The following is a 20,924-nucleotide window of genomic DNA, read 5'->3' as shown; positions in this document are numbered from 1 at the left end:
TGAATAAGCGGCTCATCAATTTCATATATTAAAACGATATAACAAGTTTCATTTTTGAATTTAGACCAAATCATAAAAGGCTGCATCAAGCAAAACAGGAAATCACAAGAAGAACTTTATAATTTATATTATAAAACTCTTTTTGCGGTAAGCCTAAAGTATTGCCAGAATGATTCTGAAGCAGAGGACACGCTTCATGATGCTTTTATTGAAATATTTACTAACATCAAAAATTTTAAAGCAACTGGAAGTTTTGAAGGCTGGATGAAAAGGATACTTATAAATAAAGCAATAAGCAGATTTAAAAATTCCTTTTTCCTAACTCCCATCAAAGATGATAATCTAGAGGAAGTAATTATTAATGATAAGGAAATTGATTTCCCAATCGACTTCCTTTTATCATTAATACAAGAACTGCCTCATCAATATCGATTAGTCTTCAATTTATATGAACTCGATGAGTATACACACAAAGAAATTGCTGCAATGTTATCGATAAGTGAAAGTACTTCTAAATCAAACTTACATCGGGCAAAATTAATTCTAAAAGAAAAAATCATTTCAAAAACGTCATTCCATAATTATCAAGCAAACCATGGAAAATAAAAGAGAAATAGGTAAATTATTTAAAGATAAATTGGAATATTTGGACAAAAGTCCAAGTGATAATTTATGGGCTTCAATTGAAAGTGATTTAAACAAAAAAAGAAAAAGAAGAATTTTATTCTGGCTGATTCCAAGTTTAATAATGGTTGGAGTTGCAGGCTCTATATTATTTACAAAACTAAATCCAGATCAAACAAAACCAGTAAGTACACAACAAAGCAAGACTGAAATAAAACCTGCTAAATCAGCAAAACAACAGTCTTCAGATTTTAAAAACAAACAATCAAAAAATGTAATTAATAATTCTATTTTGTTGAGTCAGCCAAATCCACAAAAAACAACAGGGAATTCAAGTGAAACTAAAACAACAATCAAGAAAACTCGAAACGAAAAACTTATAAAACAATCCTCAAAACTTGTTGCTACTACAGATGAATATGAAGAATATGAAGTGGTGAAAAAGTATAAAGTCATAATAAGAAAGAATAAAATGGTAACAACAAATTCTAAAAGACCTGGCTCTGTTTTAAAAAAATCAAATAGTACATCTCCAAAAAAGATTTCAAAAAATAAGAGTAAGAAAACCAAAAAAGGAAAGGCAAATAATTCAAAAAAACAAATTCCTTCTAATGTTTATGAATCAAAGAAACTGATAGAAAAAGGAGAATTAGACGAAATCAACAGTAAAAAAAATGTACCTAAAAGCAGTGAAAATTCAAAAAGTATAGATAGTCTCAACACAATTAAAAAAGACAGTATTCCTCAAAACCAAGAGAAAAAAAATACTGCTAAAAGAGAATATATTAGAAAAGAATATCCAGAACAAGTATCGGAAAATGAACCAGAATATTCTGTTTCTATTTACTATGGCCCAGCTATTTTTGGTTCGTTATCAAATAACTCCACAATAAACGAGTCTTTAAATGATGTTTCAAAAAGCCATCCGATAACATCTCATTACGGATTTTACTTTAAATCTATGTATGGAAAATATGGTTTTAAGGCAGGTATTTCTAAAATCAATCTAAAAATAGCAAACCATTTAAATTCCCAGTCTACAGTAAATTATGACAATATGACTTTGAGAAATACTGATATTTATAGTGTAATGGGAAACGATGAAGACATTCGATTGGTACAAAAAATATCATATTATGAAATTCCTTTAGAATTTAATTATGCTATCAAAAAAGATGAAACTCCATACGGTGTCGAGGCTTTTACAGGATTTAGTGTCTTGTTTTCAGATGCTAATCAGTTATTTCTTTCTTCTAACAATTTAAAAAACGAAGAAATTGGTTCTACTAAAAACTTGAATAAGATGAATTTATCTTTTAATTTAGGACTTGGTTTCAATTATAAATTAACCGAAAAATTCCAATTAGATTTTAATCCAATTTTCAAATATTACCTGACGACGTTTAAAAATGACAAAGAACCTAAACCATATAGTTTGTCTATTCAATCTGGCGTAACTTATAAATTTTAAAAAAAAATATAAATTTTGTAACTTTTTTGTATCTCATTACGTATAACCATTTGTACACTTTAAAAAATAGGGAGACAACAACATGAGACAACTTAAAATCACCAAGCAGGTAACTAATCGTGAAACTGCGTCGTTAGATAAATATCTACAAGAAATTGGAAAAGTTGACCTAATTACCGCTGATGAAGAGGTAGAATTAGCACAAAGAATAAAGGCTGGTGATCAAAGAGCTTTAGAAAAACTTACAAAAGCCAACTTACGTTTCGTAGTATCGGTGGCTAAACAATATCAAAATCAAGGATTAACTCTTCCAGATTTAATTAATGAAGGAAACTTAGGTCTAATTAAAGCGGCTCAACGTTTTGATGAAACTCGTGGTTTTAAATTCATTTCTTATGCCGTATGGTGGATTCGTCAATCGATTCTTCAAGCTTTGGCTGAACAATCTCGTATTGTACGTTTGCCATTAAACAAAATTGGTTCTATCAATAAAATCAACAAAATGTACGCTTTATTAGAGCAATCTAACGAGCGTCCGCCTTCTGCTGAGGAAATTGCTAAAGAACTTGACATGACTGTAAATGACGTAAAAGAGTCTATGAAAAACTCTGGACGTCACCTATCAATGGATGCTCCTCTTGTCGAAGGAGAAGATTCTAACCTTTATGACGTATTACGTTCTGGCGAATCTCCAAATCCAGATAGAGAATTAATTCACGAATCTCTTCGTACTGAAATCGAACGTTCATTAGAAACATTAACTCCAAGAGAAGCTGATGTTGTTCGTTTGTATTTTGGACTTGGCGACCAGCACCCAATGACTTTAGAAGAAATTGGAGAAACTTTCGACTTAACTCGTGAGCGTGTTCGTCAAATTAAAGAAAAAGCAATCCGCAGATTGAAACACACTTCAAGAAGTAAAATCCTTAAAACTTATTTAGGATAAAACAATATTAAATTTCAATATTTTTAAATCCCAAATTACAATTGGCTTGGAATTTGGTTATTTTAAATTGGAATTTTACCACAAACAACAGTTTGATTGACTGTTCGTTTTTTGATTGATGATTGAAACTCCGGCTGATTACCGGAGTTTTTTATTCCTTTTTTTAACGCAAAGTCCGCTAAGCTTTGCAAACTTTGAACTGTTAGTAAATTACTTTATAATTCTTCGCGGACTTTGCGTAAATTCTTCGCGCACTCTGCGGTTAAATTACCACGCACAGCATAAAAATTTTATCTTTGTAAAAAAAACAACACACTACAACAAAATGAAAAATACATTTATTGCTCCTTCAGTTCTTGCGGCAGATTTTGCTAATTTACAGCGTGATATTGAAATGATAAACAACAGTCAGGCTGATTGGTTTCATATTGATATTATGGATGGAGTTTTTGTTCCGAATATTTCTTTCGGAATGCCAGTTTTAGAAGCTATTTCAAAACATGCTAAAAAATATATCGATGTGCATTTAATGATTATCGATCCTGATCGATACATTAAAACTTTTGCAGACTTAGGCGCTAACGGATTAACAGTACACTACGAAGCCTGCACACACTTGCACAGAACGCTTCAGGCGATTAAAGCAGAAGGAATTAAAGCTGGAGTAGCGATGAATCCTCATACTAATATTGATCTCTTAGAAGACGTTATTAACGATATTGACGTAGTTTGTATTATGAGTGTGAATCCTGGTTTTGGAGGACAATCATTTATAGAGAACACTTATGACAAAGTCAAAAAGTTAAAAGCATTAATTACGCGTAAAAATGCTTCAACTCTTATTGAAATTGATGGCGGTGTTACCAACAAAAATGCAAAACAATTAGTAGAAGCCGGAGCCGATGTATTGGTCGCTGGAAGTTTTGTTTTTAAAGCTGAAAATCAAATTGAAACAATTGCCGAGTTAAAAGTCCTTACTACTTTTTAAGTTTTTTAAATTCGGAAAAAAATCAATTTCAGTCATTTTTTCTATTGTCTCGATTGGAACCATAAAATCATAGATAGATTTATCACTTTCTTCGTTTGGAACTAGAAAGGCAATTGCTTTATGTTCTTTTCCAGATTTGGCTAAGATAATTTTATAAAAATATTTAGGAACAGCGACTTTTTCTGTTCCTATTTTTTTGTCTGAATCTTTAAGGATTCCGCCCGTTACTACATAAATATCATTGTATTTTCCTGCCCAATAACGTGTCTTCTGCTCCAGCCTATTCCAGATTCCAGCATTAAATTCTTTTTTCTGAGGAGAAATATTCGAAGTGTAAAAAGTATCATTATAAGCATCCTTATTAAACTCCATATCTCCCGCAGGACAAAGATGCCCTTTATCATAACCTGATTTTTTATAATTCCTCCAATCTGCAGAACCAGTAGTTACTTTTGGATCTTCTATAAAATAAGGTCTTTTATAGTCGTGGTTTTTTAAGTATTCTTTCTTTAGTTCGTACGCCACCCATTCAGCCTGTTCAAACTTTTCATTGTACGAAAGCGTATAATATTGATGTTTTACAATTTGTTTTGTTGTTGATGTGGGCAGATAAGCAAACGTGTATAAAGAATCTGTACTATTTGAGTTTCCTGAAAAAGAAACTATTTCATTATCATTCTTGCTTTCATTAATCTCTATATTGTTTTTTTTACAAGATAATAATGCAAAACTCATCAAAACTAAAACTATACAACTTTTCATAAAAACATTTTTTTTTTAAGGGCTAAACTTACAAAAAAAACGCTCCATAAATTCAACATTTATAGAGCGTTTTTAAACAAATTAAATTCTTCCGAATTTAAGACTTCACTAGTTTATCCTTTTTCATTTTCGGAGAAACATTATTTTTTACTAAACCTTTTCCTTGTAAATCATCCAAAACATTTAATGCTTCTTCTACATAAACATCTTTTGCTAAAGCTTGGTGCCATGCATCTCTTTTTTCTTTTAAAGTAGCATCAGCATTCATTTCAACTTCTTCGTAAGGCAGTGATTTAAAAACCAAATCATTTTTGTAATCTAAAATTGGTTTGTATTTCTTACCTTCATTTTCTACCTGTTCTTGAGTTGCTTTAAAGCTGTTAATGTTTAAGCTATAAGTATTCTCTTTATTCTTAACGTCAATCCATTTTGCATTGTCATCAATTAATTTGAATTGAGCATTTTGAGCGATTCTATTTTTACTATTAATAATAGCTTTATTAAAATTCTCATTAGAAGTCCAAGTACTGTAATCAGCTGGATCAATTTTATCCCATGGCATTGCATTGTCAATATCTCTCTCTCCCATTTTTAGGTAAGCATAACGATCTGGCATAACAACATCACTATGAACACCTTCTAGTTGAGTAGATCCACCATTGATTCTATAGAATTTTTGTCCTGTAATTTTCAAAGCTCCAAGATCTCCATAATTTGCATTACGAACAAATTGATTCAAATCTAATACGTTTTGTACCGTTCCTTTACCGTAAGTTTGTTTACTTCCGATAATTACACCACGTTTGTAATCCTGAATCGCTGCTGCTAAAATCTCAGAAGCCGAAGCAGAAAAACTGTTCACCATGATTACTAACGGACCATCCCATTCGATTTTTTTATCTTTATCGTATAAAACTTCTTTCTTTTTACCAGCAGATTTAACTTGAACAATTGGTCCTTCTTCGATAAATAAACCAGCAATATCAACTACTGTCGAAAGAGATCCACCACCGTCATCACGTACGTCTAAAACAATTCCGTTGACGTTTTCTTTTTTCAATCTCTCTACTTCAAGAGCGATATCTTTTCCAGCATCACGTCCGTCTTTGTTTTCAAAATCGATATAAAACTTAGGCAGGTAAATTACTCCATATTTTAAACCATTTTTCTCTACAATACTAGACTTAGCATAAGTTTCTTCAATTTCAACCACATCTCTGATAATCGAAATTACTTTGATACTTCCGTCCACTTTTTTAACTGTAAGCTTAACTTCAGTTCCTTTGTGGCCTTTAATTTTCTTCACAACATCATCCAAACGCATTCCGACAACATCTACAGGCTCCTCATTTCCTTGAGCAACTTTTAAAATCAAATCACCAGCTTCTAGTTGTTTTCCTTTCCAAGCAGGTCCGCCAGAAATTAATTCATCAATTTGAGTGAAATCATTTTTCTTAGTCAAACGCGCTCCAATACCTTCTAATTTACCACTGATGTTTACATCAAAACGGTCTTTTTCTTCAGGTGCAAAATAACTTGTATGTGGATCAAAGCGAGTCATAATAGAATTCAAATAAACTGAAAACCAGTACTCTCTATTCAAATCTTTAATAACACTAAAATTATCATCCAGAGATTTTAAAGAACTTTCTCGTGTTTCTTTTTCTAAAGTTTCAAAAGATTTTTCTTTATAAGCTGGATCTTTTTTCTTCTTTTCTTCTTCAATTTTTTGTTTAGTAACAAGAGAAGAAAGAGTTGATAATTTAATTTGTTTTCTCCATCTTTCGTTAATCTCAGTTAAGTTTTTCGCATACGGAATGTGCTCATAATCGGCATTAAAAGTTTCATCAACATTATAGTTAAATGGCTGAGCTAAAATCGTTTTGTAACGTTTTTTACTTTCTTCCATACGTTTCATCAACCTTGTGTAAGTTAGGTTGAAAAAAGTAATATCCTTATTCAAAAACTGATCGTCAAGCATTAATTCATACTGCTTAAATTCATCAATATCCGACTGCAGGAAAAATCTTTTTGAAGGGTCTAACGCTTCAATATAGTCTTTAAAAATCCCTTTTGAGAATTCATCATTTATTTCTGCTGGACTATAATGTCCTTTCTCAATAACAAATGCTAATAACTCTAAAAGTGTTTTATCTCTATTCGGATCAGGGTCGATTGTTCTATCGGCATTCATCTTAAATGCAAATAATGTAAGCGATAAGCACAATACGGCTATGAGTATCTTATAATTTCTTTTCATAAACTTTATAATAGCATTCATCAATTTTTTTATCTAAGTTACGTTAAAAACTATGCCACGAGAGCTAACGTCACGATAATTTTTTGTTAAAGATATAAAAATGTTTAATTCGCAAAAAAGTTCTTTAACTTAGTTGACAAATTTTACATTATTTGTGACTTATCCCGATAAATCTGTGGTTACATTTGTTTTTAAAATCTTACAATTGTTAAAATTACACATAATATTCATAAAATGAAAGCCGAAAAACCTTTAATATTGGTCACTAATGATGACGGCATCTTAGCTCCTGGAATACGCACTCTTATAAGTGTTATGGAAACAATCGGCGAAGTAATCGTCGTTGCTCCAGACAAACCCCAAAGTGCAATGGGGCACGCTATAACGATTAACAACACTTTGTTTCTCGATAAAATTTCTAAAGATGATGACACAATTGCAGAATACAGCTGCTCTGGAACCCCTGTAGATTGTGTAAAACTGGCAGTTAATGAAATCTTAAAACGCAAACCAGATTTATGCGTTTCGGGAATTAACCATGGTTCAAATTCTTCCATAAATGTAATTTATTCGGGAACTATGAGTGCTGCGGTTGAAGCTGGAATAGAAGGAATTCAAGCCATTGGTTTCTCACTCTTAGACTTTGATTGGAATGCCGATTTTGAACCTATTAAGTCTTTTGTCAAAAAAATTGCCTTAGAAACACTAGCTAATAAGCTGCCACCGGGCGTAGTTTTAAATGTCAATTTTCCGAAATTGAAAGAAACAGAAATTAAAGGAATTAAGGTTTGTCGTCAAGCGAAAGCATACTACGCCCAAAAATTTGATAAAAGACAAACTCCTTTTGGTAAAGATTATTACTGGCTTGCCGGCAAATTTGTAAACGAAGATCAAGGCGAAGATACAGATGAATGGGCGTTGGAAAACGGATATATTTCTGTAGTTCCCGTACAATTTGACTTGACTGCCCACCACTCTATTCAACAACTTAATACATGGAAATTAAATGATTAAAGAAATACTTGTCGGTTTTATAATCGGAATTTTTACCGCTCTTTTAGGAAGTTATTTGTTCATCACATTCTTTACAAATTTTGATATTTCTTCTGGTATTCATATCATTAAACAACAGGGATATCTTGGAAAAATTATCACTTTAGGAACACTTTTAGACCTAGGCGTTTTTGCAATTCTTTTAAAAAGAAACAAAGAATTATTGGCTCGAGGCGTAATTTTAGCCGTGATTGTATTGGCCATTTCTACATTAGTTATTTAAATCTTATCTTTGCTTTGTTACAATAATTGCTGAATTATAATTTGAGCATTTTTCAAAAAAACCATCATGAAGTATTACATAATAGCAGGTGAAGCCTCTGGAGATTTACACGGATCTAATTTAATGAAAGCTTTGTATGCTGAAGATTCTCAAGCAGACATTAGATTTTGGGGAGGTGACTTAATGCAGAAAGCAGGCGGAACTCTTGTAAAACATTACCGCGATCTAGCTTTTATGGGCTTTATAGAAGTGGTTTTCAACTTAAAAACCATTTTAAACAATATAAAAATCTGTAAAAAAGACATTACTGAGTTTAAACCAGATGTCATTATTTTTATAGATTATCCTGGTTTTAATATGCGAATTGCTAAATGGGCAAAAGAGCTAGGTTATAAAACTCACTATTATATTTCGCCTCAAATTTGGGCTTGGAAAGAAAACCGTATTAAAGCAATCAAACAAGATGTCGATAAGATGTTTGTTATTTTGCCTTTTGAAAAAAGTTTTTACGAAGATAAACATCAGTTTCCAGTCGATTTTGTCGGACATCCTTTAATCGATGCTATTCAGAATCAGCCTGCATTTGATGAAGCTCTGTTTAGGAAAGAAAATAATTTGGGTGAAAAACCAATTATTGCTGTTTTACCTGGAAGCCGTAAACAGGAAATTACCAAAATGCTGAGCGTAATGTTAAGTGTTGTTGATGATTTTCAAGATTACGAATTTGTAATTGCGGGCGCTCCGAGTCAGGAATTCGAATTCTATCAGCAGTTTCTAAAGAACAAAAACATTGCGTTTGTTTCAAACAAGACATACGATTTACTGCGTTCTTCAACAGCTGCTTTGGTAACTTCTGGGACAGCAACTCTTGAAACAGCACTTTTTAAAGTTCCCGAAGTTGTTTGTTATAAAGGAAGTGAAGTTTCCTATCAAATCGCGAAACGTATTATTACCTTAAAGTACATTTCGCTGGTTAATTTAATTATGGATCAAGAAGTTGTAACCGAATTGATTCAAGCTGACTGCAACAAAAAGCGAATTAAAGAAGAATTACAAAAATTACTAGAGCCTGAATATCGCTCTAAGCTGCTTCAAAACTATGATATTTTAGAGCAAAAACTTGGAGGAGTTGGCGCGAGTAAAAAAACTGCCAAACTTATAGTTGCCGATTTAAAAAATAATTAATTACCACGTTTTGAAGAGAATTATAATTTTTCTGTTTTTGAGTGTTGCTTTTACTTCTTGTAAATCGACTTCTACTGCCGTGAGCAAAAATGAATCTAAAAGAGAAAATAGAACTCTGGTTAACAATTTAATTGAAAAAGCAACTGATAATATTGGCGTTCGTTACAAAGCTGGAGGAACTACAAAAAGCGGTTTTGACTGCTCTGGATTAGTTTACACGACATTCGAAAGTGAAAATATAAAACTACCAAGAAGCTCGTACGACCAAGCTAAAATTGGAAAAGTAATTCCGCTGAATGACGCCAAAAAAGGTGATTTAATCTTCTTTAAAACTAATAAAAGCAGACAGATTAATCATGTGGGATTAATTACAGAAGCGAATTCAGATGAAGTTAAATTTGTTCATTCTTCTACTTCAAAAGGTGTAATTATTTCTTCTACCAAAGAACCTTATTATAAAAATTCTTTCGAACAGGTTAATAGAGTACTCCCTTAAAAAAAACATTTTTTTATTATTTTTCTTACAAATATTTAATACTTTTAAAGCATGAAAGTATTAGATTTTCCGTTAGTTAAAATAACAATTGCCTTTATTTTGGGAGTTATTGCTTCCTATTATTCTCATTTTTCTGTTTCAAAGCTGATGATTCCACTTTCATTGTCTTTGATACTATTTTGTTTCAGCTATTTCTGGAATCTAAAACACAACAAGAAATATATCATATTTGGTGTTTCTGTGTATATCTTCTCTTTCGTTATTGGGGCTGTAACACTTTTAAGTCATACCGAGAAACTTCAAAAAAATAATTATACACATTGCAAATCAGCATTCGAAAAACCGCAGTCAATAACTATAATTCTTAGAGAAAAACTCAAAAGTAACGATTACAGCGATCGTTATGTTGGTCATATTAAAAGTATTTCAAATAAAATTTATTCTGGAAAAATTATAATTAACATTCAAAAGGACAGTACTGAAAATCGATTGATAATCGGGAATACTATTAAGGTTCAAACGGCTTTACAGGCAAATAAATCAAATAAAAATCCGAATCAATTTGACTACGGCAGATACTTAGCCGACAAACAAATTTATGCACAGATTTATTGTCAAAAAAAAGAAATACTAGTCAGCAAAACTATTACAAAAGACATTTGGTATTATTGTGCCAAACTGCACTCCAGAATAGTTTTAAACCTCGAAAAAGCAAAATTTAATAAAGCCGAAATGAGTGTCGCTCTTGCATTGATTTTAGGGCAGCAGCAAGAAATTTCACAAGACATTATTCAGGATTATCAATATTCTGGAGCAACGCACATTTTATCTGTTTCAGGTCTACACGTAGGTTTTATAATGCTTTTTATAACCTTTATTTTAAAACCAATTCCAAACACAAAAAAGGGTTCTTTTATTAAACTTACTTCTATTTTAGTTTCACTAGCTGGATTTGCAATAATATCAGGTTTATCTCCATCGGTTTTAAGATCTGTTGTAATGTTTTCATTTGTAGCAATTGCCAATCATTTGCGAAGAACAGGTAATATTTACCACACTTTACTAGTGTCAATTTTATTGATATTACTTTTTGAACCGTATTTTTTATTTGATGTCGGTTTTCAGTTAAGTTATTTGGCTTTGTTTTTTATTCTTTGGCTGCAACCACTATTAAAAAACATTTACAAACCAAAGAATAAATTGATGGTTTATATCTGGGAAGCTTTAACCGTTTCCTTTGCTGCACAAATTGGTACTTTACCTTTGTGCTTGTATTATTTTCACCAATTTCCAGGTTTATTTTTTGTCACTAATATTATAATTCTTCCTGTTCTGTCATTTATAATGATTGCAGGAATTGTGGTAATGATAATTGCAATTTTTACGAGTCCGCCTTACTTTGTAACAATCATTTTTGAAAAAAGCATTTATCTCTTAAATCTAATGATTCATGCCGTTGCCTCTATTGACTCGTTTGTTATAAGAGATATTAGTTTTAACTCTTATTATTTATTCACCTTTTACCTTTTCATTATTTATGTAATTCTATGGTTAAAGAAACCAGATTACACTAAACTCGTACTTGTTTTTAGTTCTACAATTTTAATTCAGCTTGCTTTTATTCTCACTAAATTCAGAACCGAAAGCGAAAAGGAATTGATAGTTTATCATGAAAAAAATAATACACTCATATCAGAACGAATTGGAAAAAACACTGTTCTTTTTACCAGAGATACAACTTTCGAAAAAAATAAAAACAGCAGAAGTGTAAATATGTATCTCGTTGGTAATTCGATTGCTTTAACCAAAACAGAAAAGATTAAAAATTTACTCTACTTTAAAGACACTAAAATTCTAATCATTGACAGCACTGGAATTCTTCCTTCTAATGCAGCGCCAGACATTTTGATTCTTACTCAGAGCCCTAAAATAAATCTAGACAGAGTACTGAAAAACATTCGTCCAAAACTGATAATTGCCGATGGCTCGAATTCAAATACTATCCAGAAATCGTGGAAAAACAGCTGTCTGAAAAAAAATATCCCTTTCCATCCAACGAACGAAAAGGGATATTACAAATTATAAATCTTTTTATTCTGGGTTTAAAATCAAATTAGACTCAGAAATCCAAGCCTTAACGCCTGACGACATATATGAAATGAGACCGAGTTTGTTGAAGTTAGTTTTGCCTTTTCTAACGTTAACTTCTGTAAAACAAACTTGCGGAATTTCTTCAATACCAAAAGCATTTTTTAATCTAAGGTTTTGTTCTTTAGCTGCATCAGGAACCGAAGGATCTGAAAGATCTAGTTTTACTAAAATAACGTTTTTACGAGACCAATCTTCAAAATCGCGAGTAGCAAAAATTTCATTTTGAAGTTGAGGATTTACTCCTTGACCTGTAAAGAAAATCAATAAAGGTTTTCTTTTTTCTGCACTTGTGGCAACAGCATCGTTAATGTCTGTTTTCCAAATTATACTTTGCGCATTGGCAAAAAATGAACCCAAAAAGAGTAGTAGAATAAGTAGTTTTTGAAGCATAAAATTTGGTTTTGGTTATGTATTTAAAACTAAAATAATACAAAAACAGAATCAAAAGAATTATTTAATGAATTAAAAACCAAGTTTTAAGCATAAAAATCAAATTGATAATAAACCGATATTTTTTTAATAAATGTTAAAAAAACACTATCAAAAAAAATTAAATCGTTACAACGTTTTTTGAAATTGAAAAAAATCCCTTCCTGTAAAACAAAAAGGGATTAAAAAATTAAAATAAAAGTTAAATGTAATCGTATTATTCAGCTGGATGTAAAATCGAATTCGATTCTGCAATCCAAGCTTTTGCTCCTCCAGGTTTATAGGCAATTTTGCCTAGAGCGCTAAATGTAGTTTTGTTTTTTCTTATTGATGCCATTGCGAAACATACTTCTGGAAGATCTTCAACACCAAATGCATTTTTCAATTTTACATTTTGTTCACGATCACTATCCGAAGCATTCATGTCTGATAAATCTAATTTTACCAGAATCACATTATCACGTGACCAAACGGCAAAATCAGGAGTTTTAAAGATTTCATTTTGAAGATTTTCTGGTACACCTGAGGCAGTGAATAAAATCAGCATTGGTTTTTTCTGGTCATTACTTATTGCAATAGCATCGGTCATGTTAGTTCTCCATGCTAGATTTTGCGCTTGCATCATAAATGAACCTAAAAAAAACAGTAGGATAAGTAGTTTTTTAGTCATATTAATTGGTTTTGGTTAGATTAGCATGACGAAATTAACATAATATTTTAATTTTCCAATTTTTATTAGCACAAAAAATACATTATATGTTTTTTTATCTATAATAAAATAACAAATACTCAAAATAACGAAAGGCGATTGAAAAATTTTTCTTACTAAACAAAAAAAAGCCCCTTACAATGTAAGGGGCTTTATATTTATTTTAGTTTTAAACTTATGATTTCTTTGGATGAACAATTCCTTCTGCAACAGTCAGCCAAGCCGATGGTCCGCCGGCAACATATCCTGTTTTACCAAGACCTTTAAAATTTACTTTTCCATCTTTAGATTCTGCACTGGTGAAGAAAATTGTTGGAAAACCCTGAATCCCGAAGGCTTGCTGCAATTCATTATTTTGATTCTTAAGCTCTGGAGTTTGAGGAACACCTCTTGGATAATCTAATTCTACCAGAACTACATTACTTAATGCCCATTTTTTAAATTCGTCTGTTTTTAAAACTTCATTCTGTAAACGAATGCACCACCCACACCAATCACTGCCTGTAAAAAACATTAATAAAGGCTTTTGTTCTTTATTACTTACAGTAATCGCTTCTCTAACGTCTGTATACCATTTTAATTCCTGTGCTTGAACATTCGCAGCACCAATTAAAAATAAAGCAATAAGTACTATTTTTTTCATAATGAGAAATTTTTCACAAATTTACACAAAAACAGATTGCAATAAAATCTATTTTACTTCCTGCATCAATTTTTTAATCAATGGCGAAATTGCAATTAAAACAACTCCTGCCACAAGAGAATAAATAGCTAATTGATAATAACCTTCTGTATACGATTGTAGTTTAGAAAGTAATGTATCTCCAGTATTAGATCTTGATATTTCTGCTCCTAACTTTCCTGCTGCCAATTGCCCAAATGCACTTGCCAAAAACCATAATCCCATCATCATTCCAAATAATCTTTTTGGAGACAATTTTGTAATAATAGACATTCCGATTGGTCCTAAACATAGCTCCCCTATTGTTGTTACCAAATAAGCAAAAGTAAAAACATTTAAAGATGCAATTCCTTTAGCATTAGCAAAAAATCTAGTCAAATAAAAAATATAAAATGAAGCTGCTAAAAACAAGAATCCAATTCCGAATTTAATCAATGTATTAGGCTCAATTTTTCTTTTACCCATCCAGATCCACAACAAACCAATCAGCGGGCTTAAAACAACCACAAAGAAAGTATTAGAACTGTTGTTTATAATATTCGGATCAATGCTGAAAAACAAAAGTTTGTCATCTAGATTATCTTTAGCAAAAAGCGACAATGATCCTCCGCTCTGTTCGTAAATCGCATTAAATAAAAGATAGAAAAACACAAACAAAAATGCTGCAAACAGCTTTTTCTGCAGTTTAATATCTCCCAATTTCATTAATTCGTAAGCAAAATACAATACGGCAATTATTCCAATTGTATACATGAAATAATCTGTATAATCAGTATTCTTTACCATTATAAAAATAAATGGAATACTTAAAAGCGATAGTACGTAAACTGCAATTTCACGAATTCTCCTTGCAGATGGTTTTAAATTCAATAATGGAGAATCTCCAATTGGACCTAAATATTTTTTAGTGAATAAAAATGTCATCAACCCTAAAAACATTACTAAAGCCGCCGATAAAAAACACAACTGCCAAGAATAATATTTTCCTAAATAAACACAAAGAGCACCTCCAAAAAGACCTCCAACATTTATCCCAGCATAAAACATTCCGTAACCTGCATCTCTTCTGCCGTCATCTTCTTTGTACAATTCACCAACCATTGACGAAACATTTGGCTTAAAAAAACCTGTTCCAATAATTGAGAAAGCAATTCCGTAATAGAATAAATCGTGAGGCGACACCGCAATTAAAAGATTCCCTAGAATCATTACGATTGCACCAAAGAAAAGCGATTTTTTAAATCCTAATATTTTATCGGCAAAAATACCTCCGACAAATGTAAAAGCATAAACAAAAGCCTGAATGGCTCCGTATTGTAAACTGGCATGATCTTCTTTTAAGAAAAGCTGATCAACCATAAAAATTGTAAGTACGCCCCGCATTCCGTAAAAACAGAAACGCTCCCACATTTCAACAAAAAACAAGTACCACAATTGCTTTGGGTACTTGCCTTCAAAATTTTGAATTTCTTCTAGTGTAATGTTTTTTTCCATTTTATCTAACACCGTGCATTAATTTTTTCAATAATGGCGTTAAAGCAAATAATAAAATCGCTGCAATTCCTGTTAGAACCACAAAAACCATAAAGAATTCATATAAGTTATGAATTTCAAATCCTGCAAAAACTGGATTATAAGCACTAATTTGGTGCTGATCTAACAATGCTAACTGATCTGCTGTTGGAATTAATTTTTTATCTAAAACTGCTTGAAGATCGATTCCTAATTCTTTTGCTTTTGCAAATTTATCTCCAGTTGCAGGTAAAATAGAACCTAAAGTTCCTCCTAATGCATAACCTGATGCATTAGACAAGAAAAATACTCCGTAAAGCAAAGAAGCAAAACGTTTTGGAGACAATTTACCTACCAATGATAATCCAATTGGAGATAGACATAACTCTGCACAAGTATTTAAGAAATATAATAAAATCAACCATTTAACCAATAATAATCCAGAAGTTCCGATATAAGAAACTTGAGTTGCAATCATTAAGAAACTGATAGAAATTACCACTAAACCAACAGCTAATTTTACTGGAGAAATTGGTTCTTTGCCTTTAGCTCTTAAAGTATCCCACAAAATACTAAATGGAACTGCTAAAACTACAACGAACAATCCGTTAAAAATCTGAACCATCGAAGGCGGCATTAACCAGCCAAAGAAATGTCTGTCTGTTTGGTTATCAGCGATAAAAGTCAGAGATGAACCTGCCTGCTCAAAAGCTGCCCAGAAGAAAATAATAAAAAATGATACGATATAAATTACAATAATTCTATCTCTCTCTACTTTAGTCAAAGAAGTATCAGATATAATTAATCCCGCCAATGCCAATCCACTTGAATAAATCAAAGTGTAAATTAAATTTTGACCTACAGCATAATGGAAAAAGAATCCTAAAGCAACAAATGCAACTCCAGCCATCAATAAAGCTTTATTCGAAAAATTAGCTTTTTGTGCCTCTCCTTCTTCAAAATCTGAAGCATCATTTTTAGAAGGTAATCCTCCTAATGGTTTTCCTTCTGGAGAAACTACATATTTATTTTTTAAGAAGTAAAAAAGAATTGTTCCTAACAACATCGCAACAGAAGCTGCCATGAATCCCCATCTAAAAGCGTGAATATCTCTAATTCCTCCTGCATCTTTAACATCTCCTAATAAAGGACAAATGGACTGGCCTAAAAAAGCACCAATGTTAATTCCCATATAGAAAATAGTAAAAGCACTATCTAATTTTGTTTTTTCCTGCTTAGGGTATAAACTTCCCACCATACTTGAAATATTTGGTTTGAAGAATCCATTACCAAATACGATAACTCCAAGTGCAGAATACATTACAATTTTTGCTAAGCTCAAATTAGATTCAAAAATACTTCCACTTGTAAATAAAAGCATTTGTCCAATTGCCATCAGCAATCCTCCTAATAGGATACAGTTTCTGTTTCCTAAAAAACGATCGGCTACGAAACCACCAAGCATTGGTGTTAAATAACAAAGTCCAAGAAAACCTCCATAAATTAATGAGGCTTCTTCTTCTTTCATTAATAATGAATTTACAAGAAATAAAGTCAATAAAGCCCGCATTCCATAAAAATTGAACCGCTCCCACATCTCCGTTCCAAACAATACCCAAAGTCCTTTTGGATGCGCAGTTTTTACTTGATTTTCTCCCATATTATATTCGCTTATTTAATTAAGTTTAAAAGATTTAGATTATAAATTTTCTTTGATAAAATTAGTCATTTTATTATAAAGCTGAACTCTAGTTTTTCCGCCGTAAATACCATGATTTTTATCTGGATAGATTTGAGAATCAAATTGTTTGTTAGCTTGAATTAAAGCTTCCATCATTTGCATTGAATTCTGAACATGAACATTATCATCTCCAGAACCGTGAATCAATAAAAATTTACCTTTTAATTTGTCAACGTGATTAATTGGCGAGTTTTGATCGTATCCGCTTGCATTTTCCTGAGGAGTCTGCATATATCTTTCTGTGTAAACACTGTCATAAAATCTCCAGTTTGTTACAGGAGCAACAGCGATTGCCATTTTGAAAACATCATTTCCTTGGAAAATACAGTTAGAAGCCATAAAGCCTCCGTAACTCCATCCGAAAATTCCAATTCTAGCAGGATCAACATAAGGATAAGAACCGATTACTTTAGCTGCATCGATTTGATCTTCTACTTCATATTTTCCTAATTCTTTCTGAGTAACTTTTTTGAAATCAGCTCCTTTAAAACCTGTCCCTCTTCCGTCAACACAAGCTACGATATAACCTTGCTGTGTTAATGATAAAAACCAATAATCATCAGAATTATTCCAGTCATTATTTACTTGTTGTGATCCTGGACCAGAATATTGGTACATAAAAACAGGATATTTTTTTGAAGGATCAAAATCTTTTGGTTTTAAAATCCAAGCGTTCAATTCATTTCCTTTAGCTGTTTTTAAAACGAAGAATTCTTTCGCAGGCAGATTATAAGATTTTAATTTATCTGAAAGAGCTTGGTTGTTTTCGATAACCTGAATTTCTTTTCCAGTTTTTGACTCATTCAAAGTATAAGTCGTAGGTTGTAAATTACTAGAGAAAGTAGTAATAAAATATTGGAAGTTTGGACTGAAAGTTGCTGCGCTTGTTCCAGTTTTTTTAGATAAACGCAATTTATTTTTTCCGTCTAATCCAATTCTGTAAAGATCTCTATTAATTGAGCCATTTTCTGTAGATTGGTAGAAAATAGTTTTTGTTTTTTCATCAAAACCGTAGTAAGAAGTTACTTCCCAGTTTCCTTTTGTAACTTGATTTTTAAGTTTTCCTGTTTTATCATATAAATAAATATGGTTAAAACCGTCTTTTTCGCTTGTCCAGATAAAACTATTATCTTTTAAGAAAGTCAAATTATCTGTTACATCTACATAAGCTTTATCTTTTTCATTCAAGACAACTTTTGCAGCAGCGGTAGTTCCGTCAACAAATAACAAATCAAGATTGTCTTGGTGACGATTTAAAACTTGAGCAGAAAGTACATTTGCATCGTTTGTCCATTGTAATCTTGCAATGTAAAAATCATTGTAATTTCCTAAATCCACCTTTTTAGTTGCTCCAGCAGCTACATCGTATATATGTAATGAAACTTCTGAGTTTTTCTCTCCAGCTTTTGGATATTTAAATGTTTCAATTGTAGGATATAAATCTTTGTGAAACATTGACATTGAAAACTCAGGAACCTGGCTTTCGTCAAAACGAATATAAGCTACTTTTTTACTGTCTTTGCTCCAGTCAAAAGCACGGACAAAAGCAAATTCTTCTTCATAAACCCAATCCGTAATACCATTAATTACAGCATTCTTTTTACCGTCTGTTGTAATTGGAGTCGATTTTTTAGAATTAACATCGTATACATATAAGTTATTTTCTTTTGCATAAGCGATTTTAGTTCCGTCTGGAGAAAAAGTTGGTTCTTGTACTTGATCAAAAAGTTTTGTCAATGTTTTTGAAGCTATATCATATAAGTAGAAATCAGCTGTAAACGAGTGGCGAAAGATTTGATTGGTATTAGACGCAATTAAAATCTTTTTTTCTGAAGCATCAAAAGTATAGCTGTCAATTCCGTTTGCCAATTCTTTATGATCTTTAGTATCAATTAAATTCGATACTTTTTTCAAAGTTCCAAAATCATAAAGACCAATCTGCATACTTCTGCTTCCTTGATCTACATCTAAAACAGTATATTGATCTGTATTTTTTAGCGATTGCAATTCAGCCATTCCTTTTGCTCGAAATGCTCCGCCGTAAATATTTTCGATAGTGATTTTTTGTTGGCCAAAAACAGTCGCAACTAGAAATAAAAGTATTACAGTAATTTTACTTGTACTCATTACAATTAATTTAAATATAAAAAAGAGCCCAATTTTAGTAAAAAAAATAAACATAATACACATTTTAAGTGTTAAATGTTAAAAAAAATAACGATTGCGTACTTTCCATTTTTAAAATACATTTTAAACAAATCTCTTAAAATGGTATATTTGCCGCAACATTATTATTTAATATACTGAGAATGAACAACGCGGTTGCTGGATTTTCTAAATTATCCAAAAAAGAAAAAATTGACTGGATTGCAAATGAATATTTTTCGAACCCTGAAGAGGTGCAAAATATTATAAGAAATTACTGGAATTCAGACGAAAAGCTTCAGCAGCTTCATGATGAATTTATCGAAAACACCATTACAAACCTTTATATCCCACTTGGAGTTGCTCCAAACTTTTTAATCAACGGAAAATACAAAACCATCCCAATGGCTATTGAAGAGAGTTCCGTTGTTGCAGCAGCCTCTAAAGCAGCAAAATATTGGTCTACAAGAGGCGGCTTCAAAGCAACTATAATTAATACAGAAAAAATTGGCCAGGTTCATTTTACTTTTAATGGTGATGCAGAAAAACTAAATAGCTTTTTTGACCAAATAAAACCGAAATTCTTCTCAGAAACCCAAGCCATTACTAAGAATATGCAGCAACGTGGCGGCGGTATTTTAGATATTAAACTAAAAGATAAAAGAAGTCTCCTAGAAAACTACTATCAGCTTCACGCTACTTTTGAAACCAAAGACAGCATGGGCGCGAATTTTATCAATTCTTGTTTAGAACAATTTGCATCAACTTTAAAAGAAGAAGCACAAAATAGCGACTTATGCGAAAATGGCGAAATATTAGAAGTCATTATGAGTATCTTGTCTAATTATGTTCCAAACTGCTTGGTTAGGGCTGAAGTTGCTTGTCCGATTGAAGAATTAGCAGAAAAGCATATTACAAACCCAAAAGAATTTGCTAAGCGTTTTGTGCAAGCTGTTCAAATTGCAGAAGTTGAACCTTTTAGAGCAGTGACTCATAATAAAGGTATAATGAATGGTGTCGATGCGGTAATTCTAGCAACTGGAAATGATTTTAGAGCTGTAGAAGCCGGCGTACACGCTTATGCCTCTAAAAATGGACAATATGCTAGTTTATCTCATGCAAAAATCGAAAACGGAATTTTTACTTTCTGGCTCGAAATTCCACTTGCAGTAGGTACAGTTGGCGGATTAACTTCTTTACATCCTTTAGTAAAGTTATGTTTAGAGATATTAGAAAATCCTTCTGCTCAGGAATTAATGGAAATTGTTGCTGTTGCTGGTTTGGCACAAAATTTCGCAGCTCTTCGGTCTTTAACAACTACTGGAATTCAAGAGGGTCACATGAAAATGCACTTAAATAATATTATAAATCAATTTGAAGCTACCGATGAAGAACGCCGTCTAATTAAGGCGCATTTTAAAAAAACAGCCGTTACTCATAGCGCTGTGGTAGATTTTATTGAAAACTTGAGAAAATAATTCAAAAGCTGTCAATTTCTCTTCGCCTTTGCTCAAAATGCGAAGTGAGATATGACAGCTAAAAAATAT

General features: G+C 31.8%; 18 protein-coding genes. 10 read left to right on the top strand and 8 right to left on the bottom strand.

Features of this window, described 5'->3' with window-relative positions; genetic code table 11:
• Positions 1 to 54 precede the first annotated feature (54 nt).
• The 4 genes from QE431_RS01505 to rpe all read left to right on the top strand — a co-directional run bounded on the left by QE431_RS01505 (position 55) and on the right by rpe (position 4,029).
• Entirely contained in the window at positions 55 to 606 is a 552-nt protein-coding gene (locus QE431_RS01505; RefSeq protein WP_057117629.1) for an RNA polymerase sigma factor, read from the top strand.
• Entirely contained in the window at positions 596 to 2,095 is a 1,500-nt protein-coding gene (locus tag QE431_RS01500; protein ID WP_307291937.1) for a hypothetical protein, read from the top strand. The genes QE431_RS01505 and QE431_RS01500 overlap by 11 nt, the downstream gene beginning before the upstream one ends.
• 82 nt (positions 2,096 to 2,177) lie before the next feature.
• Complete coding sequence (locus QE431_RS01495; protein WP_007804760.1) at positions 2,178 to 3,041, top strand: RNA polymerase sigma factor RpoD/SigA; 864 nt, start codon at positions 2,178 to 2,180, stop codon at positions 3,039 to 3,041.
• A 325-nt stretch (positions 3,042 to 3,366) separates the two neighbouring features.
• Complete coding sequence (gene rpe, locus QE431_RS01490) at positions 3,367 to 4,029, top strand: ribulose-phosphate 3-epimerase (protein ID WP_307291873.1); 663 nt, start codon at positions 3,367 to 3,369, stop codon at positions 4,027 to 4,029.
• On the opposite strand, the gene QE431_RS01485 is transcribed toward rpe, so the two are convergent.
• On the bottom strand, positions 4,006 to 4,791 hold the full coding sequence (locus QE431_RS01485) for a DNA/RNA non-specific endonuclease (RefSeq protein WP_307291870.1): 786 nt from the start codon (positions 4,789 to 4,791) through the stop codon (positions 4,006 to 4,008). The two genes, rpe and QE431_RS01485, sit on opposite strands and share 24 nt — an antisense overlap.
• Positions 4,792 to 4,888: 97 nt before the next feature.
• On the bottom strand, positions 4,889 to 7,072 hold the full coding sequence (locus QE431_RS01480; protein WP_057117632.1) for a carboxy terminal-processing peptidase: 2,184 nt from the start codon (positions 7,070 to 7,072) through the stop codon (positions 4,889 to 4,891).
• 213 nt (positions 7,073 to 7,285) lie between these two features.
• Here QE431_RS01480 and surE point away from each other — a divergent pair, with 213 nt between their 5' ends.
• The 5 genes from surE to QE431_RS01455 all read left to right on the top strand — a co-directional run bounded on the left by surE (position 7,286) and on the right by QE431_RS01455 (position 12,093).
• Positions 7,286 to 8,065 carry a 5'/3'-nucleotidase SurE gene (gene surE, locus QE431_RS01475; protein WP_057117633.1) on the top strand — a complete coding sequence of 260 codons (780 nt, stop codon included), beginning with the start codon at positions 7,286 to 7,288 and terminating at the stop codon, positions 8,063 to 8,065.
• Positions 8,058 to 8,327 carry a hypothetical protein gene (locus QE431_RS01470; RefSeq protein WP_307291869.1) on the top strand — a complete coding sequence of 90 codons (270 nt, stop codon included), beginning with the start codon at positions 8,058 to 8,060 and terminating at the stop codon, positions 8,325 to 8,327. Before surE ends, QE431_RS01470 begins: the two co-directional genes overlap by 8 nt.
• 66 nt (positions 8,328 to 8,393) lie before the next feature.
• Complete coding sequence (gene lpxB, locus QE431_RS01465; RefSeq protein WP_307291867.1) at positions 8,394 to 9,512, top strand: lipid-A-disaccharide synthase; 1,119 nt, start codon at positions 8,394 to 8,396, stop codon at positions 9,510 to 9,512.
• A 10-nt stretch (positions 9,513 to 9,522) separates the two neighbouring features.
• The gene (locus QE431_RS01460) at positions 9,523 to 10,008 is read left to right on the top strand and encodes a C40 family peptidase (RefSeq protein WP_307291864.1); all 486 of its coding nucleotides are present in this window, start codon (positions 9,523 to 9,525) and stop codon (positions 10,006 to 10,008) included.
• Positions 10,009 to 10,059: 51 nt separating this feature from the next.
• A complete protein-coding gene (locus QE431_RS01455) occupies positions 10,060 to 12,093 on the top strand; it encodes a ComEC/Rec2 family competence protein (protein WP_307291863.1) in 2,034 nt (677 codons plus the stop codon).
• Between the two features lie 6 nt (positions 12,094 to 12,099).
• On the opposite strand, the gene QE431_RS01450 is transcribed toward QE431_RS01455, so the two are convergent.
• The 6 genes from QE431_RS01450 to QE431_RS01425 form a co-directional block, all read right to left on the bottom strand.
• Complete coding sequence (locus QE431_RS01450) at positions 12,100 to 12,549, bottom strand: thioredoxin family protein (protein WP_307291862.1); 450 nt, start codon at positions 12,547 to 12,549, stop codon at positions 12,100 to 12,102.
• 256 nt (positions 12,550 to 12,805) lie between these two features.
• Positions 12,806 to 13,258, bottom strand: a complete 453-nt coding sequence (locus QE431_RS01445) for a thioredoxin family protein (RefSeq protein WP_307291861.1) — start codon at positions 13,256 to 13,258, stop codon at positions 12,806 to 12,808.
• Positions 13,259 to 13,472: 214 nt separating this feature from the next.
• Positions 13,473 to 13,940, bottom strand: coding sequence for a thioredoxin family protein (locus tag QE431_RS01440; protein ID WP_307291859.1), 468 nt, complete (start codon positions 13,938 to 13,940; stop codon positions 13,473 to 13,475).
• 48 nt (positions 13,941 to 13,988) lie between these two features.
• Positions 13,989 to 15,473, bottom strand: a complete 1,485-nt coding sequence (locus QE431_RS01435; RefSeq protein ID WP_057117690.1) for a peptide MFS transporter — start codon at positions 15,471 to 15,473, stop codon at positions 13,989 to 13,991.
• A 1-nt stretch (position 15,474) separates the two neighbouring features.
• Positions 15,475 to 17,151 carry a peptide MFS transporter gene (locus QE431_RS01430; RefSeq protein WP_307291857.1) on the bottom strand — a complete coding sequence of 559 codons (1,677 nt, stop codon included), beginning with the start codon at positions 17,149 to 17,151 and terminating at the stop codon, positions 15,475 to 15,477.
• 39 nt (positions 17,152 to 17,190) lie between these two features.
• A complete protein-coding gene (locus QE431_RS01425; RefSeq protein ID WP_307291855.1) occupies positions 17,191 to 19,359 on the bottom strand; it encodes a S9 family peptidase in 2,169 nt (722 codons plus the stop codon).
• A gap of 182 nt (positions 19,360 to 19,541) precedes the next feature.
• Between QE431_RS01425 and QE431_RS01420 the strand changes: the two genes are divergently transcribed.
• A complete protein-coding gene (locus QE431_RS01420; protein ID WP_307291853.1) occupies positions 19,542 to 20,855 on the top strand; it encodes a hydroxymethylglutaryl-CoA reductase, degradative in 1,314 nt (437 codons plus the stop codon).
• Positions 20,856 to 20,924 lie beyond the last annotated feature (69 nt).

Source organism: Flavobacterium sp. SORGH_AS_0622, assembly GCF_030818825.1.
GTDB lineage: Bacteria > Bacteroidota > Bacteroidia > Flavobacteriales > Flavobacteriaceae > Flavobacterium.
Note: the sequence above shows the minus strand (reverse complement) of the source record. Positions and strands in the feature narration are given on the sequence as shown.